Annotated in this window: 19 protein-coding genes; all 19 read right to left on the bottom strand. The window is 57.2% G+C overall.

Annotated features, from left to right (window positions below; genetic code table 11):
• Positions 1–15: 15 nt before the first annotated feature.
• The 19 genes from ABC395_RS04170 to ABC395_RS04080 all read right to left on the bottom strand — a co-directional run bounded on the left by ABC395_RS04170 (position 16) and on the right by ABC395_RS04080 (position 14,888).
• Complete coding sequence (locus tag ABC395_RS04170) at positions 16–807, bottom strand: phytanoyl-CoA dioxygenase family protein (protein ID WP_413000941.1); 792 nt, start codon at positions 805–807, stop codon at positions 16–18.
• Between the two features lie 96 nt (positions 808–903).
• Positions 904–1,137 carry a phosphopantetheine-binding protein gene (locus ABC395_RS04165; protein ID WP_413000940.1) on the bottom strand — a complete coding sequence of 78 codons (234 nt, stop codon included), beginning with the start codon at positions 1,135–1,137 and terminating at the stop codon, positions 904–906.
• Positions 1,138–1,149: 12 nt separating this feature from the next.
• Entirely contained in the window at positions 1,150–2,310 is a 1,161-nt protein-coding gene (locus ABC395_RS04160) for a glycosyltransferase (protein ID WP_413000938.1), read from the bottom strand.
• 15 nt (positions 2,311–2,325) lie between these two features.
• Positions 2,326–3,423 carry an aminopeptidase gene (locus ABC395_RS04155; protein ID WP_413000936.1) on the bottom strand — a complete coding sequence of 366 codons (1,098 nt, stop codon included), beginning with the start codon at positions 3,421–3,423 and terminating at the stop codon, positions 2,326–2,328.
• Positions 3,420–4,400: a hypothetical protein gene (locus tag ABC395_RS04150; RefSeq protein WP_413000934.1), complete on the bottom strand. Its 981-nt coding sequence runs from the start codon at positions 4,398–4,400 to the stop codon at positions 3,420–3,422. The genes ABC395_RS04155 and ABC395_RS04150 overlap by 4 nt, the downstream gene beginning before the upstream one ends.
• Positions 4,400–5,266, bottom strand: coding sequence for an alpha/beta hydrolase (locus ABC395_RS04145; protein ID WP_413000933.1), 867 nt, complete (start codon positions 5,264–5,266; stop codon positions 4,400–4,402). Before ABC395_RS04145 ends, ABC395_RS04150 begins: the two co-directional genes overlap by 1 nt.
• Positions 5,215–6,075, bottom strand: coding sequence for an alpha/beta hydrolase (locus tag ABC395_RS04140; RefSeq protein WP_413000931.1), 861 nt, complete (start codon positions 6,073–6,075; stop codon positions 5,215–5,217). Before ABC395_RS04140 ends, ABC395_RS04145 begins: the two co-directional genes overlap by 52 nt.
• Positions 6,072–6,482, bottom strand: a complete 411-nt coding sequence (locus tag ABC395_RS04135; protein WP_413000929.1) for a 3-hydroxyacyl-ACP dehydratase FabZ family protein — start codon at positions 6,480–6,482, stop codon at positions 6,072–6,074. Before ABC395_RS04135 ends, ABC395_RS04140 begins: the two co-directional genes overlap by 4 nt.
• A 17-nt stretch (positions 6,483–6,499) precedes the next feature.
• The gene (locus tag ABC395_RS04130) at positions 6,500–6,940 is read right to left on the bottom strand and encodes a 3-hydroxyacyl-ACP dehydratase FabZ family protein (protein WP_413000927.1); all 441 of its coding nucleotides are present in this window, start codon (positions 6,938–6,940) and stop codon (positions 6,500–6,502) included.
• Positions 6,937–7,176, bottom strand: a complete 240-nt coding sequence (locus ABC395_RS04125; RefSeq protein ID WP_413000926.1) for an acyl carrier protein — start codon at positions 7,174–7,176, stop codon at positions 6,937–6,939. Before ABC395_RS04125 ends, ABC395_RS04130 begins: the two co-directional genes overlap by 4 nt.
• Before the next feature lie 85 nt (positions 7,177–7,261).
• Positions 7,262–8,110 carry a phytanoyl-CoA dioxygenase family protein gene (locus ABC395_RS04120; protein WP_413000925.1) on the bottom strand — a complete coding sequence of 283 codons (849 nt, stop codon included), beginning with the start codon at positions 8,108–8,110 and terminating at the stop codon, positions 7,262–7,264.
• 14 nt (positions 8,111–8,124) lie between these two features.
• Complete coding sequence (locus ABC395_RS04115; RefSeq protein ID WP_413000923.1) at positions 8,125–8,922, bottom strand: phytanoyl-CoA dioxygenase family protein; 798 nt, start codon at positions 8,920–8,922, stop codon at positions 8,125–8,127.
• Positions 8,919–9,743: a phytanoyl-CoA dioxygenase family protein gene (locus ABC395_RS04110; protein WP_413000921.1), complete on the bottom strand. Its 825-nt coding sequence runs from the start codon at positions 9,741–9,743 to the stop codon at positions 8,919–8,921. Before ABC395_RS04110 ends, ABC395_RS04115 begins: the two co-directional genes overlap by 4 nt.
• Before the next feature lies 1 nt (position 9,744).
• Complete coding sequence (locus ABC395_RS04105) at positions 9,745–10,596, bottom strand: phytanoyl-CoA dioxygenase family protein (RefSeq protein WP_413000920.1); 852 nt, start codon at positions 10,594–10,596, stop codon at positions 9,745–9,747.
• A gap of 25 nt (positions 10,597–10,621) precedes the next feature.
• Positions 10,622–11,677, bottom strand: coding sequence for a PDZ domain-containing protein (locus ABC395_RS04100; RefSeq protein ID WP_413000918.1), 1,056 nt, complete (start codon positions 11,675–11,677; stop codon positions 10,622–10,624).
• Between the two features lie 4 nt (positions 11,678–11,681).
• Positions 11,682–12,848, bottom strand: a complete 1,167-nt coding sequence (locus tag ABC395_RS04095) for an NAD(P)/FAD-dependent oxidoreductase (protein WP_413000917.1) — start codon at positions 12,846–12,848, stop codon at positions 11,682–11,684.
• A 78-nt stretch (positions 12,849–12,926) separates the two neighbouring features.
• Positions 12,927–13,460 carry a hypothetical protein gene (locus tag ABC395_RS04090; protein ID WP_103994496.1) on the bottom strand — a complete coding sequence of 178 codons (534 nt, stop codon included), beginning with the start codon at positions 13,458–13,460 and terminating at the stop codon, positions 12,927–12,929.
• Between the two features lie 128 nt (positions 13,461–13,588).
• Positions 13,589–13,840, bottom strand: a complete 252-nt coding sequence (locus ABC395_RS04085; protein ID WP_103994495.1) for an acyl carrier protein — start codon at positions 13,838–13,840, stop codon at positions 13,589–13,591.
• Between the two features lie 25 nt (positions 13,841–13,865).
• Positions 13,866–14,888, bottom strand: a complete 1,023-nt coding sequence (locus ABC395_RS04080) for a hypothetical protein (RefSeq protein ID WP_413000916.1) — start codon at positions 14,886–14,888, stop codon at positions 13,866–13,868.

Here is a 14,888-nt window from a genome sequence, read left to right as displayed (position 1 = left end):
CCCGCTCCTCCCGTTTTAGTTGGAATCCTTGTTCAGAAATAACCTTTTCACGCTGTGAGACTTGTTGACGGGTCTGAATATTTTATCGCCGGCCGAATTGAGAAGCTCCCTGTTCTGCACGAAAAGACTTCTGACGCTTTCGCCGACGAAATGCATAACGAGTGAATTCCTGAACCCGTACCGGGTCCGGTTCGCGTGGGAGCCGTGGACGGTGTGGCCGTTAAAGACCACCACGTCTCCGGGCTTTGTCGTAAGATCGACCTCCGCGTGACGCTCGGGGACCGGAACCGACTGCCCGTACGTGGAACGGCTGCCCGGAAGCCGCGGTCTAAGCAGTCCCAGGCGATGGCTGCCCGGAACCATCCGAAGCCCGCCGTTTTCGGGTGACGTCTCGTCGAGGGACACCCAGAACGCGCAGCCCGGAGCCGGCTCGGCCCCGATATCGTAATTGTCCTGGTGCAGAGGCAGCTGCTTGGCCCCCGGACATTTATAAAACCCCGTCGTTCCGACAAGCAGCGCATTCTCCCCGAGCAGCCGGGCAGCGGTGCCGAAGGCTCTCGGATCGAGCGAGCACCGTTTCAGCGCCTCATGGCTCTGATGCACATTCCTGAGAGGCGGGAATAAGCTTTCCAGCGGAAATACGAGGCTTTGCAAAATCATGCGGCTGCGGATGCTCCGCGTCCATACTTGTTTCAAGGCTCCTTTGATCTCTTCCGCCTCGGCCGGTGAAAATACGCCGGGAATGACCGCAAATCCCTTTTCCCTGTAGTGCTCCATCATTTCGTCCGTCATGATTTCCTTCCTCAATGTGTCCCTCCTCCCGTTAATCGGGGTACGTTCCCTTCTCTTCTCTAGCATAGAGGGCCGTAAGGGAAGTTACTCGGCTTTATTGGCGGCTCTGCGCTACTTGGCGATAATTCCGTTTATATAGTCCTGAATGCGTTTGGGAGTCGACAGTTCATCCAGGTTCAGCTGATCGTCCAGAACGTCGATATTAAACATCATTTCGAACTCAATCAGAATTTCAACGACCTTAACGGAATCTATTCCTTTTTCCAAAAAATTGGTATTCATCTCCACGTTATCAAGCCCGCCGATTTTTTGAATCACTTCCAGTGCCGCTTCTCCGGTCAACATGCGCTTCATCCTTTACGAATTATTTTGCAGAACTTGTTCGATGGCGCGGACGGCCGCTTCGTTAGGGTTGTCCCGCCTCATAATCGCCGCCAGTTCCTTGGCCCGCGGCGTGTACGGGTTTCCGTCCGCCAGCAGTCTTCGCAGGGCCGGACCGATCCGTCCGCGCCCCGCTTCCTCCGGATCGACTGTCAGGGCGATTCCCAGGCGCTCGCAGGTCCGGGCCAGAAGATGCTGGTCGGACGCGAGGGGAATCACAACCATAGGGACGCCGTGCCTCATGACGGACTGTACGGTGCCGCAGCCCCCGTGCGTAATGACGGCGTCCGCAAGGGGCAGCAGGTGGCCGTGGTTGGGATACGCCGTTATCCAGCGGACATGAGGAGGCAGCGGCCGCTCCCCTGCGTACGGCTTATGTTCCGCAACGAGCAGATTAAAAGAATGCTCCTCCGACAGACTCACGGCCGCCCGGATGTAGCGGTTCATGACTTCCCTCGAATCATGCCGTCCGGTGGAAGAAGCGCAGACGAGAACAGTGGGCCGTCCCGGAGGCAGCTCGGACTCTACCCGCGCCGCCGCGGTATCGCGGTTCTCCGGCTCCAGCGTGCAGCTTCCGGTAAACACGGACTGCTCCGGAATACCGCCTTCCTCGGGGTACAGCAAGGCATGGACGTTGACCAGATGAAGCCGGGGAGAAAGCCCCGCGAGGTCTCCCCGCGTTCTCCTGTCATCGGCAAGCGGCGGCAGTCCAAGTCTCAGCCTGACGCCGTTCAGTTCCCTGCCGTAGCTTTTCTTCATGCGGCTAAAAACGGTTTGGCTCCCCGGAAGCGATTCTTCGGGATAAGGAACCGTCGTTTGCAGGCTGATCCAGGGGATTCCTCTTCTCTCCGCCGCATAAGCGGGGGCCGCCTGGGAAGAATCACAAATCATCCAGTCGATTTTCCTCCCGGAGAGCAGCGCGTCTATTTCCAGCACCTGCTCATAGATAAACTTCTCCGGGAATTTCCCCCATTCCGCCGGCAGGAAGGAGAGTCCCGCACGCACAGCCAGCTCCTCATTGGCCGGATGTGTAACCAGTGTGACCTCATGCCCCTTCTTCTTGAGCTGCTGTCCGATGGCCAAGGCCGGGATTACATGGCCCAGAACCCTCTGGACCGCGATAAACAGGTGCGCCATCCGTTTCCCTCCCGTTCATGGATTTAACGGTTCCAGTTCAGGCACAACGAAATACCCGTTTTTACGGATCAATACATCGTCAAAATAAAGCTCGCCGCCTCCATAGGCTTCCAACTGGCATAAAACAAGGTCCCAGTGCAAAACCGATGTATTCCCGTTATCGGCCATCTCATACGCTTGTCCCAAGGCAAGATGGATGCTTCCCGCCATCTTCTCGTCGAACAGCAGATTCCGCATAGGCCGGCGGATATGGGGATTCAGCCCGATGCCGAATTCGCCCGGACGCGAAGCTCCCTCATCCGTTTTCAGAATGGCGCTCAGCGCTTCGGGATCGTCCGCCGACCATTCGGTCACTCTGCCCTGCCGGAACGTGAGCGCCACGGAATCGAACGTTTTGCCCATACAGCTTGTCGGCACGTTGAACGTGATCCGGCCCTCTGCCGAGCCGGTCACCGGCGCCGTAAACAGCTCCCCGTCGGGAAGGTTGTAGCGGCCGTCGCACAGGAAAGAGGGGATGTCTTTCACGGAGAAAGACAAGTCCGTTCCGGGTGAGACGATACGGATGCGGCCGGTCCGTTCGAGCAGCTTCCGCAGCGGTTCCGCCTTTTCCCTGAGCCCCTTGTAATCCATCAGGCAGGACGAGGCGTAAATTTGCCGGAGCTTCGATGTTCCGATGCCCGCCTGCTGGGCCATTCCCCGGGTGGGATAGCGCAGCAGCACCCATTTGGGCTTGGCCGCCATGGTCATCGTCAACGGCTGGAGGTAATGCTGCACGTAATGGCCGTAGCGCGTCTCATCCGCATCTTCCATTTCGAAGCTGTTTTCTTCCGAGTGAATCCCGATGTACGCGTCCATCGCTTCGATAAGGCCGAGGTCATGCTTCGCCCACAGGCGGATCTGCTCCTCGGAAGCTCCCGCCAGCAGCCATTTAAGCTCCTCCACATTCGTTGTCTGCAGAAAAGGCACCGCTCCGGCCTCATAAATGCGCGCGATCAGGATTTCGGTCAACTCGGCCGCATCTCCCCGGACCTTGACGGCTACTTTTTCCCCCGGACGAAGCCTGAGAGAATGGCTGACAACCGTGTCGGCAATCTTTTTAAACCCTTCTTTCATGATTCACCTCTTACCAGATGTCGTAGCTCCCGGTAAAACCCTTTCTCGCTTTCAAGGGCCTGCCCGAGGTAATCGGCAAGCTTGGCCGAATAGTCTCTGTCCGGCTGCCTTTTCCACTTGGCCAGAACTCCCATAACGAGCGACCATGATTTACAGACGTAAACGAGCTCCTCCACCCAGCCGGGGGCTTTGTACCGGTCCGGTACGGTCCCGTTCTCCACGGCCGCTTTCCACAGCTCCCTCAACCGGCGGAAATAGTGGACGTCGAACTCCAGCGTTTCCAGCACGGGAATCAAAACTTCCGGCGGACTTTCCGCAACCGCCTTTACGAAGTTCTCCAGATTCTTAAGTCCCTGCCGATCGACCATGTTGTGTACCGAAGCCCCAACCAGCGAGAGGAATTCTTCCTCCCAAGTCTTCGCATACCCCGGCCGGCGTCCAAGTATCGCGACACCGGCTTTCTCCGATTCCGCATGAGCGCTCATCAGCGTTTCCCAGGGAATTTTCCCGATATACCCGTTAAAAAAAGCCGGAGCCCCTTCGTCATCGACCAGGGTCACCCCCGCCTCGTCATAATCAACCAGCAGCGACCAATGAACGATATCGTGCTTCCCGAAATACGAGGAAAAAGCGGCCGCCTTCGCGTTGTAAAACAGCAGACAATAACCTTCGTGATCGAAGACGGAATCAATCAGAGGGTACAGCCCCTCCGTATTCAAAGGGGAATATTTCGTCAGCCTCCAGCCTCTCCCCGGCTCGGGTTCGCTGCGCCTCAGCAGGAGTCCGTTCGACTCACAGTCGAACGCGTTCAGGAAAACGGGCGTCAGCTGCCGCTCGCCTTTCCATTTAAGCACCTCCATCATGCAAAGCTGCCTGCAGTCAAGCGTGCGCTGGGATAATCCTTCTCCGTCCGGGAACCGCCAGTCGTTTCTTTGGGACAGAATGGTCTGCGCAATTGTTTTCCGGATTTCTTCCATTAAAGACTCTCCCTCTCCCCGTTATCGCCCCGTACAATGGAGGCCGCACGGATTATCCATTGATCCATCGCCGCAGGATGCTGATAAAAATACCGGTACCCCCGCATCCCGTGCAGAACGACGGTGTCCGTTTCCTCCGCTATCGCCTTGGCGTCGTCGTCTTCACTGCCGCACATGATGTGCAGAGGCCCGCCATATTCTTTGACAAGACGGGCCGTATCCAGTTCAAGAAGCTCGTCCAGCATGTCCGCGGAAATACACTGCCCGTGCAAATAAAGCATATGAGCTCCCCACGCCATAAAAAAATCGTACGGCTCCCGGTTAAAGTCGCTCAGCGTGTAATAATCGAAGCCCGGCACCAGAAGCTGGGCGTCGAGCTTTCCTTCAAGGCGGAGAGCCTGAAGCGTCTCCACGCCGAACAATACTTCCTTTCCGGGGAATGTCCGGAAGGGAGGCGCCAGCAGTACAGGGATGCAGACGGGAGCGCCTTCCCCCTTCTTCTGCAGCGCGGCTGCCGTTTGGAGAGCTATGATCCCGCCCAGAGCGTTTCCGATCAGGAATACTCTCTCCGCGGGACGCTCTGCAAGCACCTCGGCAAGCACTTCAAGCGCATCCCGTTTCATGCCGGACACCGTCGTGTCCCCGAGTTCCCCGAAGCTGTCCCCGTGGCCGCGATAGTCGAATTGAACGACTCTGGTGCCGCTCCGGGCCAAATATTTGCGCAGGTTAGAGAAAAAGTAATTTTTTTCGCTCATCGCCTGGCCCAGTCCCGCGAACATCAGCACAAGATCGCCCCCGGCGCCCTCAGGTTCGTTCACGAGTCCGTAGATGGCGCTGTCGTGTCCGAATCGTCTCTGCTTCCACATGAGTTACCCTCCTCCCTGACCAGACGCTCCGTACGGAGCCAGGAAGTCGTATGCTCCATCAGCGTTTCTTCCAGCGGCCTTGATGTAAACAGATGACCCGCTTCCGGAACCTTGACCACCCGATTCTGCGGAGATGGTCTGTAAATCGCCGACCGGCGGGATTCCGACAGCTCCATTTCCTCCAGGATAAGAGGATCGTTGTCTCCGTAGATGAGGACGGAAGAACCCGAATAAGATTGAAGGGCGCCTTCGGTATCCATATGCTGCAAATCCCGGTAAAAATCCATCCCCACCCACAAGCCGGCCCACGGCATAACCAGCTTGCCCGCTTCCGGATGCCGGATAAACCGGGGATGCTTACCGCTCGGATAGTTCCCGCCGAATTCAAAAAACAGCGGGCTCCACAGGACCAGCCTTTCTATCCCGCTGCCCTGCGCGGCCATCAAGGCGATCCTGGCTCCGTCGCTGAATCCCAGGAAGACGGTCTCCCGCTCCCGCAGATCCGGATGGCCGCAGACAAACTCATAGGCTTTCAGCACATTTGAGATTTTGCCCGAGGTCGTCATGTCGAAATAATACCCGTCGCTCAGACCGATGCCGTAATAATCGAAACGCAGAAAGGCGATCCCCTGCTGCGCCAATCTCCGGGCAAACTTCACGGCAAGCCGGTGCACCTCGTACCTTTCGCCGTTTTTGCCCGGACAGTAGACGATCACCGGACAAGGTCTGAGGTGTTCGGGAGGCAGGTGCAGCACGCCCGCCAGCTTGCCTTGGTCGTAAAGCTCTACCAGCCTTTCGTCTCCGTTCATCCTTGCTCCCCTTCCTCCGGCAACAGCTTCATTTTGCAGTGAATCACCGTGCGGCCGCCGACCTTGCCGACAGCCGCCAGCTCGCTTCCTCCGGCCGTGAAGCCGACGTCAAACCTCACGGAATCGCCCGGAACGACCGGACTGAGGAAACGCGAAGCGACCTCGCCGAACAGGCAGGACTCCGGCCTCCCGGGGAATTGACGCTTCAGGAGAAGCTCCGCCGACTGAAGGATGCATTCCACCATCAGCATACCGGGATACACACTATATGAAGGGAAATGACCAATTAAGTAGAAGTCACTGCTGGAAATATTCTTCAAAGTTGAGATGGCCCGATCGCTTTCTCCGATAATCCGGTCCACCATGATCCAAGGTTTTGCATACTGCAAATAAGCCTCTGCCGGCATACGATGGTCCCCGCCTATTATGAATTTGATGTCGCGGCAACAGCTACGCTTAGTTCGGCCGATACCGCCGTTGTCCCGTCCGACCGGTACAAAGTGCCGGTAAAAATCGCTTTTTTGCTTAAAATGCGGACGGGTTCTACCTTGTAAAGAATGGATTCCTGCCAGGATACGGGATTCAGCAGCTTGGCCTTGATCGCTCCCAGCAGGGGAACTTCATCTTCCGCGAGCGGGGCCGTCTCCAGTTGGGTCAGAATGACGCACGCCTGGGCAAGCCCCTCGATCAGCAGGGTGGGCGGGATGGTGTCCGTGCCCCCGAAGTAGATCTTCAGCGGCTCCGGGCTGCATCCGGCTATCAGAAATTTACCGGGCGAATAGTCTTTCACCTCATCCAGAACCCGGAGGGGAAACTGATGAGGCAGCATCGCCAGCAAGTGGCGGTAGTCCGGGGCGCGGCTCATAAACAGCCTTCAAGCGCCTGGACGATGTCCCTGACCCGCGTGCTCCCGCTGATCTCCAGCGCTTCGTCGGGCCACTGGATTCCGAAATGCTCCTCGATAAGCACGACAAGCTCCATAAACCTCAGCGAATCGAATCCCATTTCAAAAAGCCGCTTTTCTTCGCCGATCTCTTCGACCGGCAGCATCCCGCAACCCTGATCGCTTAAAAACAGACGAATTTGTTCTTTCGCAGACATTGCTTCCCCTCCAAACTTTCCGTTGTTTTCATTGTAAAGGTCCCGTCCCCGCTTCTCTCAGCTTCGGTTGCACACAATTCTGGCTTTATTGAGCGGGGAATCCGGCCGGCGGGCGGGCATTCTCATCCCTCCTGTACAAAACGGGATTAAGCGGACTGTCCGCACGCTCTCCCGGCTTCCGCCCAGGAAAGTACGTCTCCAGATGTTTCCAGCGCGCCTCGTTATCCTCCGGGTCGGCTATAAGCGCGTCCTCCGCTATATACGTAATCGTCAGGACCTCCCGCATGGAATGCGTCGGATTCGCCAGCGCGCTGTGAGGCGTCCATCCCGAATGAAATGTCGCATGTCCCGCCTTCATTCCCTTGTATCCGGTCTCCGGCAGCCCTCTGCGGACCGCATCCAGCAGAATGTTGCCCGAATTTTTTATCCGCTCGATCTCATGCGCACCGGAAATGAACCGCAGCGAGCCCATTTCGTCCGGGATATCGGTCAGCGGCAGCCAGAGGGTAATGAGCTTGTCGGGCTTGAAGCGGAGCATATACGCGCCGTCCTGATGCCAAGGCGTAGGTCCGCCTCCCGGTTCCTTGTAGAAAGTCTGATCCAGGTACAGCCGCACTCCGTCCGTTTCCATCAGATCGGCGGCCATCCGGGCGAATTTGCGGGCAAAGACGAATTTCTTCACCCTCTCGTCTCTCTGCCATAAGTTAATCAGCTGGAGAAAAGCTCTGCCGAAATCGTCACGCTCCTCCAGCGGCCGCTCCTCCTTCACGCAGGTCCGTACCAGCTCCCTCACCAGAGGACGCAGAACCGCCACGTCTTCATCCGAAGCGACCCGTCCGGCATAAACATGCCCCTTGCTGCGGTATTCTTCCAGTTGTCCGGGAGACAGCGCCATTTCCTCGTGCAAATTTGCCGTGTATAGAGAATCTTCCACCTGTTTTCCTCCTTTTAAAAAGGACTCCGGTAAAGCAGAGGCGTCAGCGGCCCTTCGGCCTGCCGTCCCGCCCCGGTTCCGGCGAAGAGGCGCTTGAGGTGCGGGGCTCTGCCGGACTTGTCCCCGGGGTCCAGGATTCTCGCGCCGTCCGCAAAGTACGTCACCGTCATCACCTCGCGAGTGAAAGCCCCTTCGTTTCCCGGTGCGCTGTGCAGCAGACGCCCCGCGTGAAACGTGACGTCTCCGGTTCTCAGCGGGCCGTAGTTTTCTTCCGGGAGTCCCGCTCTTTTCGCTTCCAGCAGCGGATTTTTGGATGCTCCCCCCGGTAGGAGATGCGAGCCGGACATGTAGGTCACGGGCCCGCCGGGCTCCGGCAGATCTACCAAGGGCATCCACATGGTGATAATCTGCGCGGGATCAAGCTCAAGCATGTAAGCCTCGGTCTGGTGCCAAGGCGTAATGCTCGCCCCCGGCTCGATGAAGTTCGCCTGATCCAGGTACAGCCGGACTCCCGTGACGCCCATGAGATCCGCCGCCAGCTTGGCGAACCGGCGGGCAAATACGAACTGCCGGACACGCGAGTCCTCCTCCCAGAGGTTCATATAGAGCTGCTTATGCGGCCGAACGCTCCGGTCTCCCGTGTACCCCTCCACTGCGGAGATGATATGGGGACGGTAGGCGCTGATTTCATGGATAAAGGCCGCCTGCCTGATGCAGACGTGCCCTTTCTCCCGGAACTGCGCGATCAGGCCCTCCGGCAGTGCGTAGCTGTCGCTCAGGGGCGGTAAATCACTGTGAACGGGCCCGTTCATTCCACATCCTCCTCCGCTCCATGAACCAGCTTGACCACATCCCGGTAAGGCCGGTAAAACAGCAGCGGAAGCCGCCGTCCCTGCGCCTTGCCGCCCGGCTCCACTCCCCGGAAAAGGCTTTGGAGCTGCGGGTTCCTGCCGGCACTGTCCCCGGGGTCCTTAATCCGGGCGTCTTCGGCAAACCAGGTAATAATGAGCATCTCCCTCGTTGTTTCCGTATCGTTGCCGTAAGCCCCGTGAAGTGTCCAGCCGGTATGGAAGGAAGCATCCCCCGCTTGCATCGGGCCGCACGGCTTCTCCGAGAGTCCCAGTCTCATGGCCGCAAGGAGAGGATTCGGGGCGCTTCTAAGCTTCTCGTGAAGATGCGAACCCGCCACATAGGAGAGCGGCCCCCTTTCTCCCGGAACATCGGTCAGCGGCATCCACATGGAGAGGACGGAATCAGGGTCCAGCTCAAGCATGAACCGGTTGGCCTGGTGCAGAGGCATTGCGCCCGCTCCCGGTTTTTTGAAGAAAACCTGGTCGAAATACAGCCTTACTCCGTCCACACCGAGAAGATCCGCCGCAATCCGGGAAAATTTCCTGGCGAAGACAAACGCCTTCACGGCGGCATCCTTCTCCCACACGTTCATCACCTGCAGTCTGAGCCCGTCGTCCAGTCGTGCGACCTCGCGCCGGCACGCCTCCCGGATCCGGCCGATATCCTCCTCCGAAGCAAGCTGTCTCAGGAGCAGGTGTCCGTCTCTGCGGAACCCGGCGATGTCCTCCCGAGTCAGGCTGATTTCCTGATCCAGCGCATCAAAACCGTGCGTGTTCTCCATCTTATCCCTTCCTTTCCGTGAAGCTGCCGGATTCTGCAAACCGGTCGAACACGAGCGGCGTCCAAGGGCTGACGGCTGTATCCCCTGGCTTCATTCCCGGAAAAATCCGTCTCAGGTGATAGGCCCTCGCTTCGGTATCCGGTTCAACGATTCGCAGATTATCCGCTACGTAAATAATCGTGGCGACCTCCCTTACGATGGGAGTCCTGTTGGCCGCTGCGTAATGCAGGGTCAAGCCCGAATGGAAAGTCGCGTCTCCGGCGGGCATCGCCCCGTAATGAACCTCGGCCAGCCCCTTCCGGTAAGCCTGCAGAAGCAGATTCGTCCCCTTGTCCGAAGGCAGCTCGTGCGAGCCCGACATAAAGCGCATCGATCCGAGTTCCGCCGGAAGATCGACAAGCGGCATCCACATGGTCATCGTCATGTCCGGGTCCATCTGCAGCATGTAGGGACTATCCTGGTGCCAGGGGATCGCTCCTCCTCCCGGTTCCAGAAAAATCGCCGAATCGTGGTACAGACGCAGCCTGTCCACGCCCATCAAGTCGGCGGCGATCCGGGCAAAACGGCGGGCAAAGGTGAATGCTCTCACCTTGGAGCTTCTCTCCCACATGTTCATCACGGTCGGAAAGGCCCTCTCCACTCCGTAAAACTCCCGTTCGTCCGGCGGATAGGAATCGGCCGTGAAGGAAGAGTAAATTTCCGTAACCGCCCGGCGGTAAGCTTTTACTTCTTCCGCCGAGCAAACTTTTTCCAGGTAGGCATGCCCGTCCCTGCGGTAACGGCTAATCTGCTCGTCCGTAAGGATATACTCGCTGTTCAGCCCGGCAGGCGTACACCAGTCTTCCCCGGTCATGTCGATCCACGCTCCTTTCGTTCGTTTAGCTGCATTGCCCGGTGTCTCCGATTTTCCCGGTATCTCTGGTGTCTCCGCTGTCTCCGGTGTTTCGGGTTTCCGTGGCTTCTCCAGTGTCTTTGATGTCTCCGCTTTCTCCTCTGGTTTCTTGGTTGTCCCCGCTGTCTCCGGCTTCTCCGAACTCCCCTGTTTCCCGGCTCTCCGGTCCGGACCAGATCGCTCCGGAAGCCGACCGGCTTTTCGCGATAAGCTCGCGCCTGTTTTTAATTTCCTCCAGGGTGAGGCTCTCCTTATTCAGGCCGGTAAACTGCTCTTCGACAGAGAGCCGGACGGTCGTTTCATGCTGTCTGCCATTGCGGCTGAATCTGACCGATACGGGCCCCTTTTTACCGGAATAAGACGAAATGACACGGACAAAATCGCCGTAAGTCGCCGTTGCCCGTCCCCCGATGCCGAGGATGACGTCGTCTGCACGGAGCCCCGCTTTCTGTGCGGGACTGTTCGGAAACACTTCCAGCAAATAATTTCCGCCCCCCGCGGAAACTCCCGTTTCCCGGCTCTGTTCCTTGTTCACCGTGCAGTTCGTTACGCCGAGCCGGGGATAACTGAATAATTCCGTCCGCAGATCCAGGCCCAATTCGAGTACCGATTTCAAATTCATCAGAGACCGCCGCCAGCCCATTTCCAGACACTCACGCAGCCACTGCCCGTACGTGTCATCGGCGAATCCCTGCACCTGCAGACTCAATTTGACAAATCCTCCCGACGGCTCAAGCACAAAGGACGTGTTCACGTAGAACGTCTCCGCTTTTCCGTCGGGTGCCAGGGATTGATAAGCGTCCGACAGGACGAAACGGCGGTTAGGCACGCTTTCCACAACGACAGACTGGTTCTCGATGTCGCCGTAATTGAGCGTATAAACATCCCCCGCCTTCGGCAGGGAGGGATCGCCTGTCGTGGAGGAAGAGTAGGTCAGATACGTATTCGTCCCTTCCGGCGTGGCGACCGACCACCATACTTGCTCCAAACCCGCTTCCAGATAAGTGACATTTCGTGTACGGTCCGTTGGACATTCAATCATGATTTTAGCCTCCAGATAAAAATGAAATGACGGCTTCCGCCCGCATGCCGGTTTTCTTGACCAGACTCGGGAAAGTCGCCAGCATTTTCAAAGCGCCGGCCGACGTTTCCGTAAAGGGCTCGCCCGCCATTTCCAGCGTGGCCAGCGAGTGCCGGTACTGCGGATAAACCCGGTCGTTGCGCTGCTCCTCATAGCTCCGCATCGCTTCTTCCCATTCTTTCGCGCCCGTAAAAAAAGCATGAAGCTCTTCCGCCAGGGTTTCGGCCGTACATACGGCGTTGTCGATCCCGACGCCGGCTACCGGGTGCAGAAAAGCCCCGGCGTCCCCCGCCAATGCCCATCCGTTTCCGTAAGCTTTACGGATAAAGCTTTTACCCGGGGGGATTCCTCTGACGCTTCCTTCCATTCCGCTCTCGGCCAGCCTCGGCGCCAGAGTACGGATTTCCCGCAGCTTTCCCAGAAATTCCCCTTGTCCCAGGCGGGTCATGGACTCCTGTTCCTCGGGGGGATACATGATGGCTGCGCAGTGCATTAACCCGTCGATCGGATTGCACAGGACGACGGACGAACCTTTCCAGTACCACTCGACCGCCGGAACGGGCAGCCCCTGCACGCCGGACAAATACGCGTAAGCAACCCCGTGCAGCGGCCGCTCCGTTTCGGTCTCCAGAGGGGCCCGCACCCCCTTGGCCACCGCCGAATACCGGCCGTCCGCACCGATTACGACCTTTCCGGAGAAACGCTGAAGCCGCCCGTCCTTCCTCCGGCATTCGATGCCGGCGGCTCGTCCGTTCTCCAGTAAAATCTTCGTCACTCTGGTGTTCAGCCGCACTTCAACGTGCCGGTGCCGGGCCGCGCTTTGCAGAAGCAGAGGGTCCAGCAGCTCTCTGCGGAGTCCCAGGGCCCTTTTCGTTACCGTAATATCGGATTCGAAAACGGTTCCTTCCAAATCGACCCGCATCCGTGTCAGAAGAGGCGCTCCGGCAGACTCCATTTTTCCGAGAATGCCGAGCCTCTCGTAAACGTCGCTCTCGCCCAGAATGTGGGTGGACGTCGTCCCGTTCGGATACGGAAATTGATCGACCAGCAGAACCGCGTGACCGAGCCGTCCCAGAAAGGCGGCGAGCGAAGCCCCGGCGCATCTTGCGCCCACGATAATCACGTCGTACATCGCATTCTCCTTCTCGCACGGCATTTTTCAAGTAAGAAAGAGGGGCCCGTGTTAATGACCCCTCCATTGACCGTTGAATTAGTTGGATTGCAGGCAGCCGTACACGGTTCCCACTTGATTGTCTTCGCTGTCAAACAGCGGAGTGACACTGTCCGAATAGAACGTGGCGTTTTTCGGAGGCAGACCTTTCAAGGTGCCTTTCATGTGAATCGCCTGCTTGTTGTGGAATTCGCCTTCCGGAGTTTCGATAACCCAGTACAGCCAGGACTCGCCTTGAACGCCGTCCGTCATTTTTTTGTTGAACGGAATTGTGGCTTGGGCTTTCATGGCTGCGCCTTGACCGTGCAGACCACCGCGGACGCGGATGGTTTGTCCCGGCCAGATCACGCTCGAAGTCGCGACAAGATCGACGTTTTTAATGCCCAGTTCCACATTGATGCCGGATTTCAGGCTGAATTCGGAATCGTTGACGGTGAACTCGGTCGGTGCTACCTGAGTGAATTGAAGCTCTTCGGAACGTCCGTCCAGCAGCTCCAGATAAGTTTTGCTGTTGGAGTTTTCCAGTGTCATAGTGACTTGCTTGGCATTCTTTTTGGACGATGCGGTTTTCATGGTTTTGCCTCCTTGAGTGGCTGTTTTTTGTTTCCCCGGGGTACTTTTACTATCTCATATCCCCCAGCCGGTTACTCTGCTTTTGACCATGACCTGTTCGTCTTCTGTTGGCGTGCGTTCCGCCCGGTTCACCCTTTGCCGTCCAGGCATTTCTGAATCAGGTTCCGGATCGTCTCCACACTGGTAAAATTCTCAAGAAGGATCTCCTCGTCTTCGATCACGATGTTAAAAGCTTCCTCCAGCAGCACCACAAGCCGGATAAAACTCATGGAGTCGATTCCCGTTTCGAGAAGCTTGGTGGTCGGCTCAATCTCGATCTGCTGGGGTAAAATCTGTTTCACATGTTCAATAATCACGGCTTCCATGGCGGTTTGGTTCATGCGTACACCTCGGCGATTCAGATTTTCATTTCAGATGGGACAGCGTGAGAAATTCCATCAGCATGGCGGAAGCCCTTTTTTCAAGCTCGTATAAGGTTTGAAAATGATCCGCAAGCTGATGCAGATAGACGGATGCTTTCGTCCGCTGATATTTGATGCTCGTCCACTTGACCCGGTCCATCTCCGTTTTGGCCTTAATATACAAATTTTTCAGCAGGTCCAACTGACCGGAATCCGCTGTGTTTTGAAGATAAATAATTCTTTGCAGCATCAGACTTTTGTGGAGAATCATTTTATGAACGATGATGTTCCAGTAAATGAATTCCTTGGCCTGAAGGGGTCTTCCCTCCGCAAGCTGCCGGAAATAGACGGACAAATACTCGTTGACGTAATGACCCATCGCAAACGCCTCATCCTGCGAACCGTTCCCCCGGACCCTGCCCCTCTCCAGGGCAAAATACATGTTCCGGGTATCGGGACGGGACGCCGGGTCTTTGAGCCGGATAACCGAGGCGGGGAACCCGTAGAAAGCAAACCAGCGCTGGGCATGCAAATCTTCATCCGCCAATCTTGTCATTTCCCGGCCGAATAAGCCGTAGGAGACTTCCGAGCTGCCGTATCCTTTGCCGTTCACGTCGAAAGCGAGAAAGTGGAAAACAGCGCGATCGTCGTCGAAGCCGTACACCAGCGCTTCATGAAACATATCCTGCTTGTTGTAATAGCGGGAGCACGGAATATTTCTCCAGTTAAAATACACGATCATATAGCGGCCTTCGCCGAGCGTATTCCGTGCCGTCTCCACCCAGTCCTCGCATCGGACCAGAGGCGTCTCCTCAAGAACTTCCGAGTAGACGTCGAGATGCTCTTCAAAGCGGATGACGGGGAACAGGTCGGCCCCCGTCGATTTGAGAGTCAGGTTCATAAAATGGCTGTGATACCAGGGCAGCGACCCGGCATGCGCAAGCAGAAGGCTGAGCCGGATATTGTGGTAGCATTCGGTCTCAAAACCAGGAGACTCCACGACAGGAAGCAGGTGTCTCGTATCCAT

It is taken from the genome of Paenibacillus canaveralius, assembly GCF_047238265.1.
GTDB lineage: Bacteria > Bacillota > Bacilli > Paenibacillales > NBRC-103111 > Paenibacillus_F.
The sequence above is the reverse complement of the archived record's forward strand: the minus strand, read 5'-3'. Positions and strand labels throughout refer to the sequence as shown.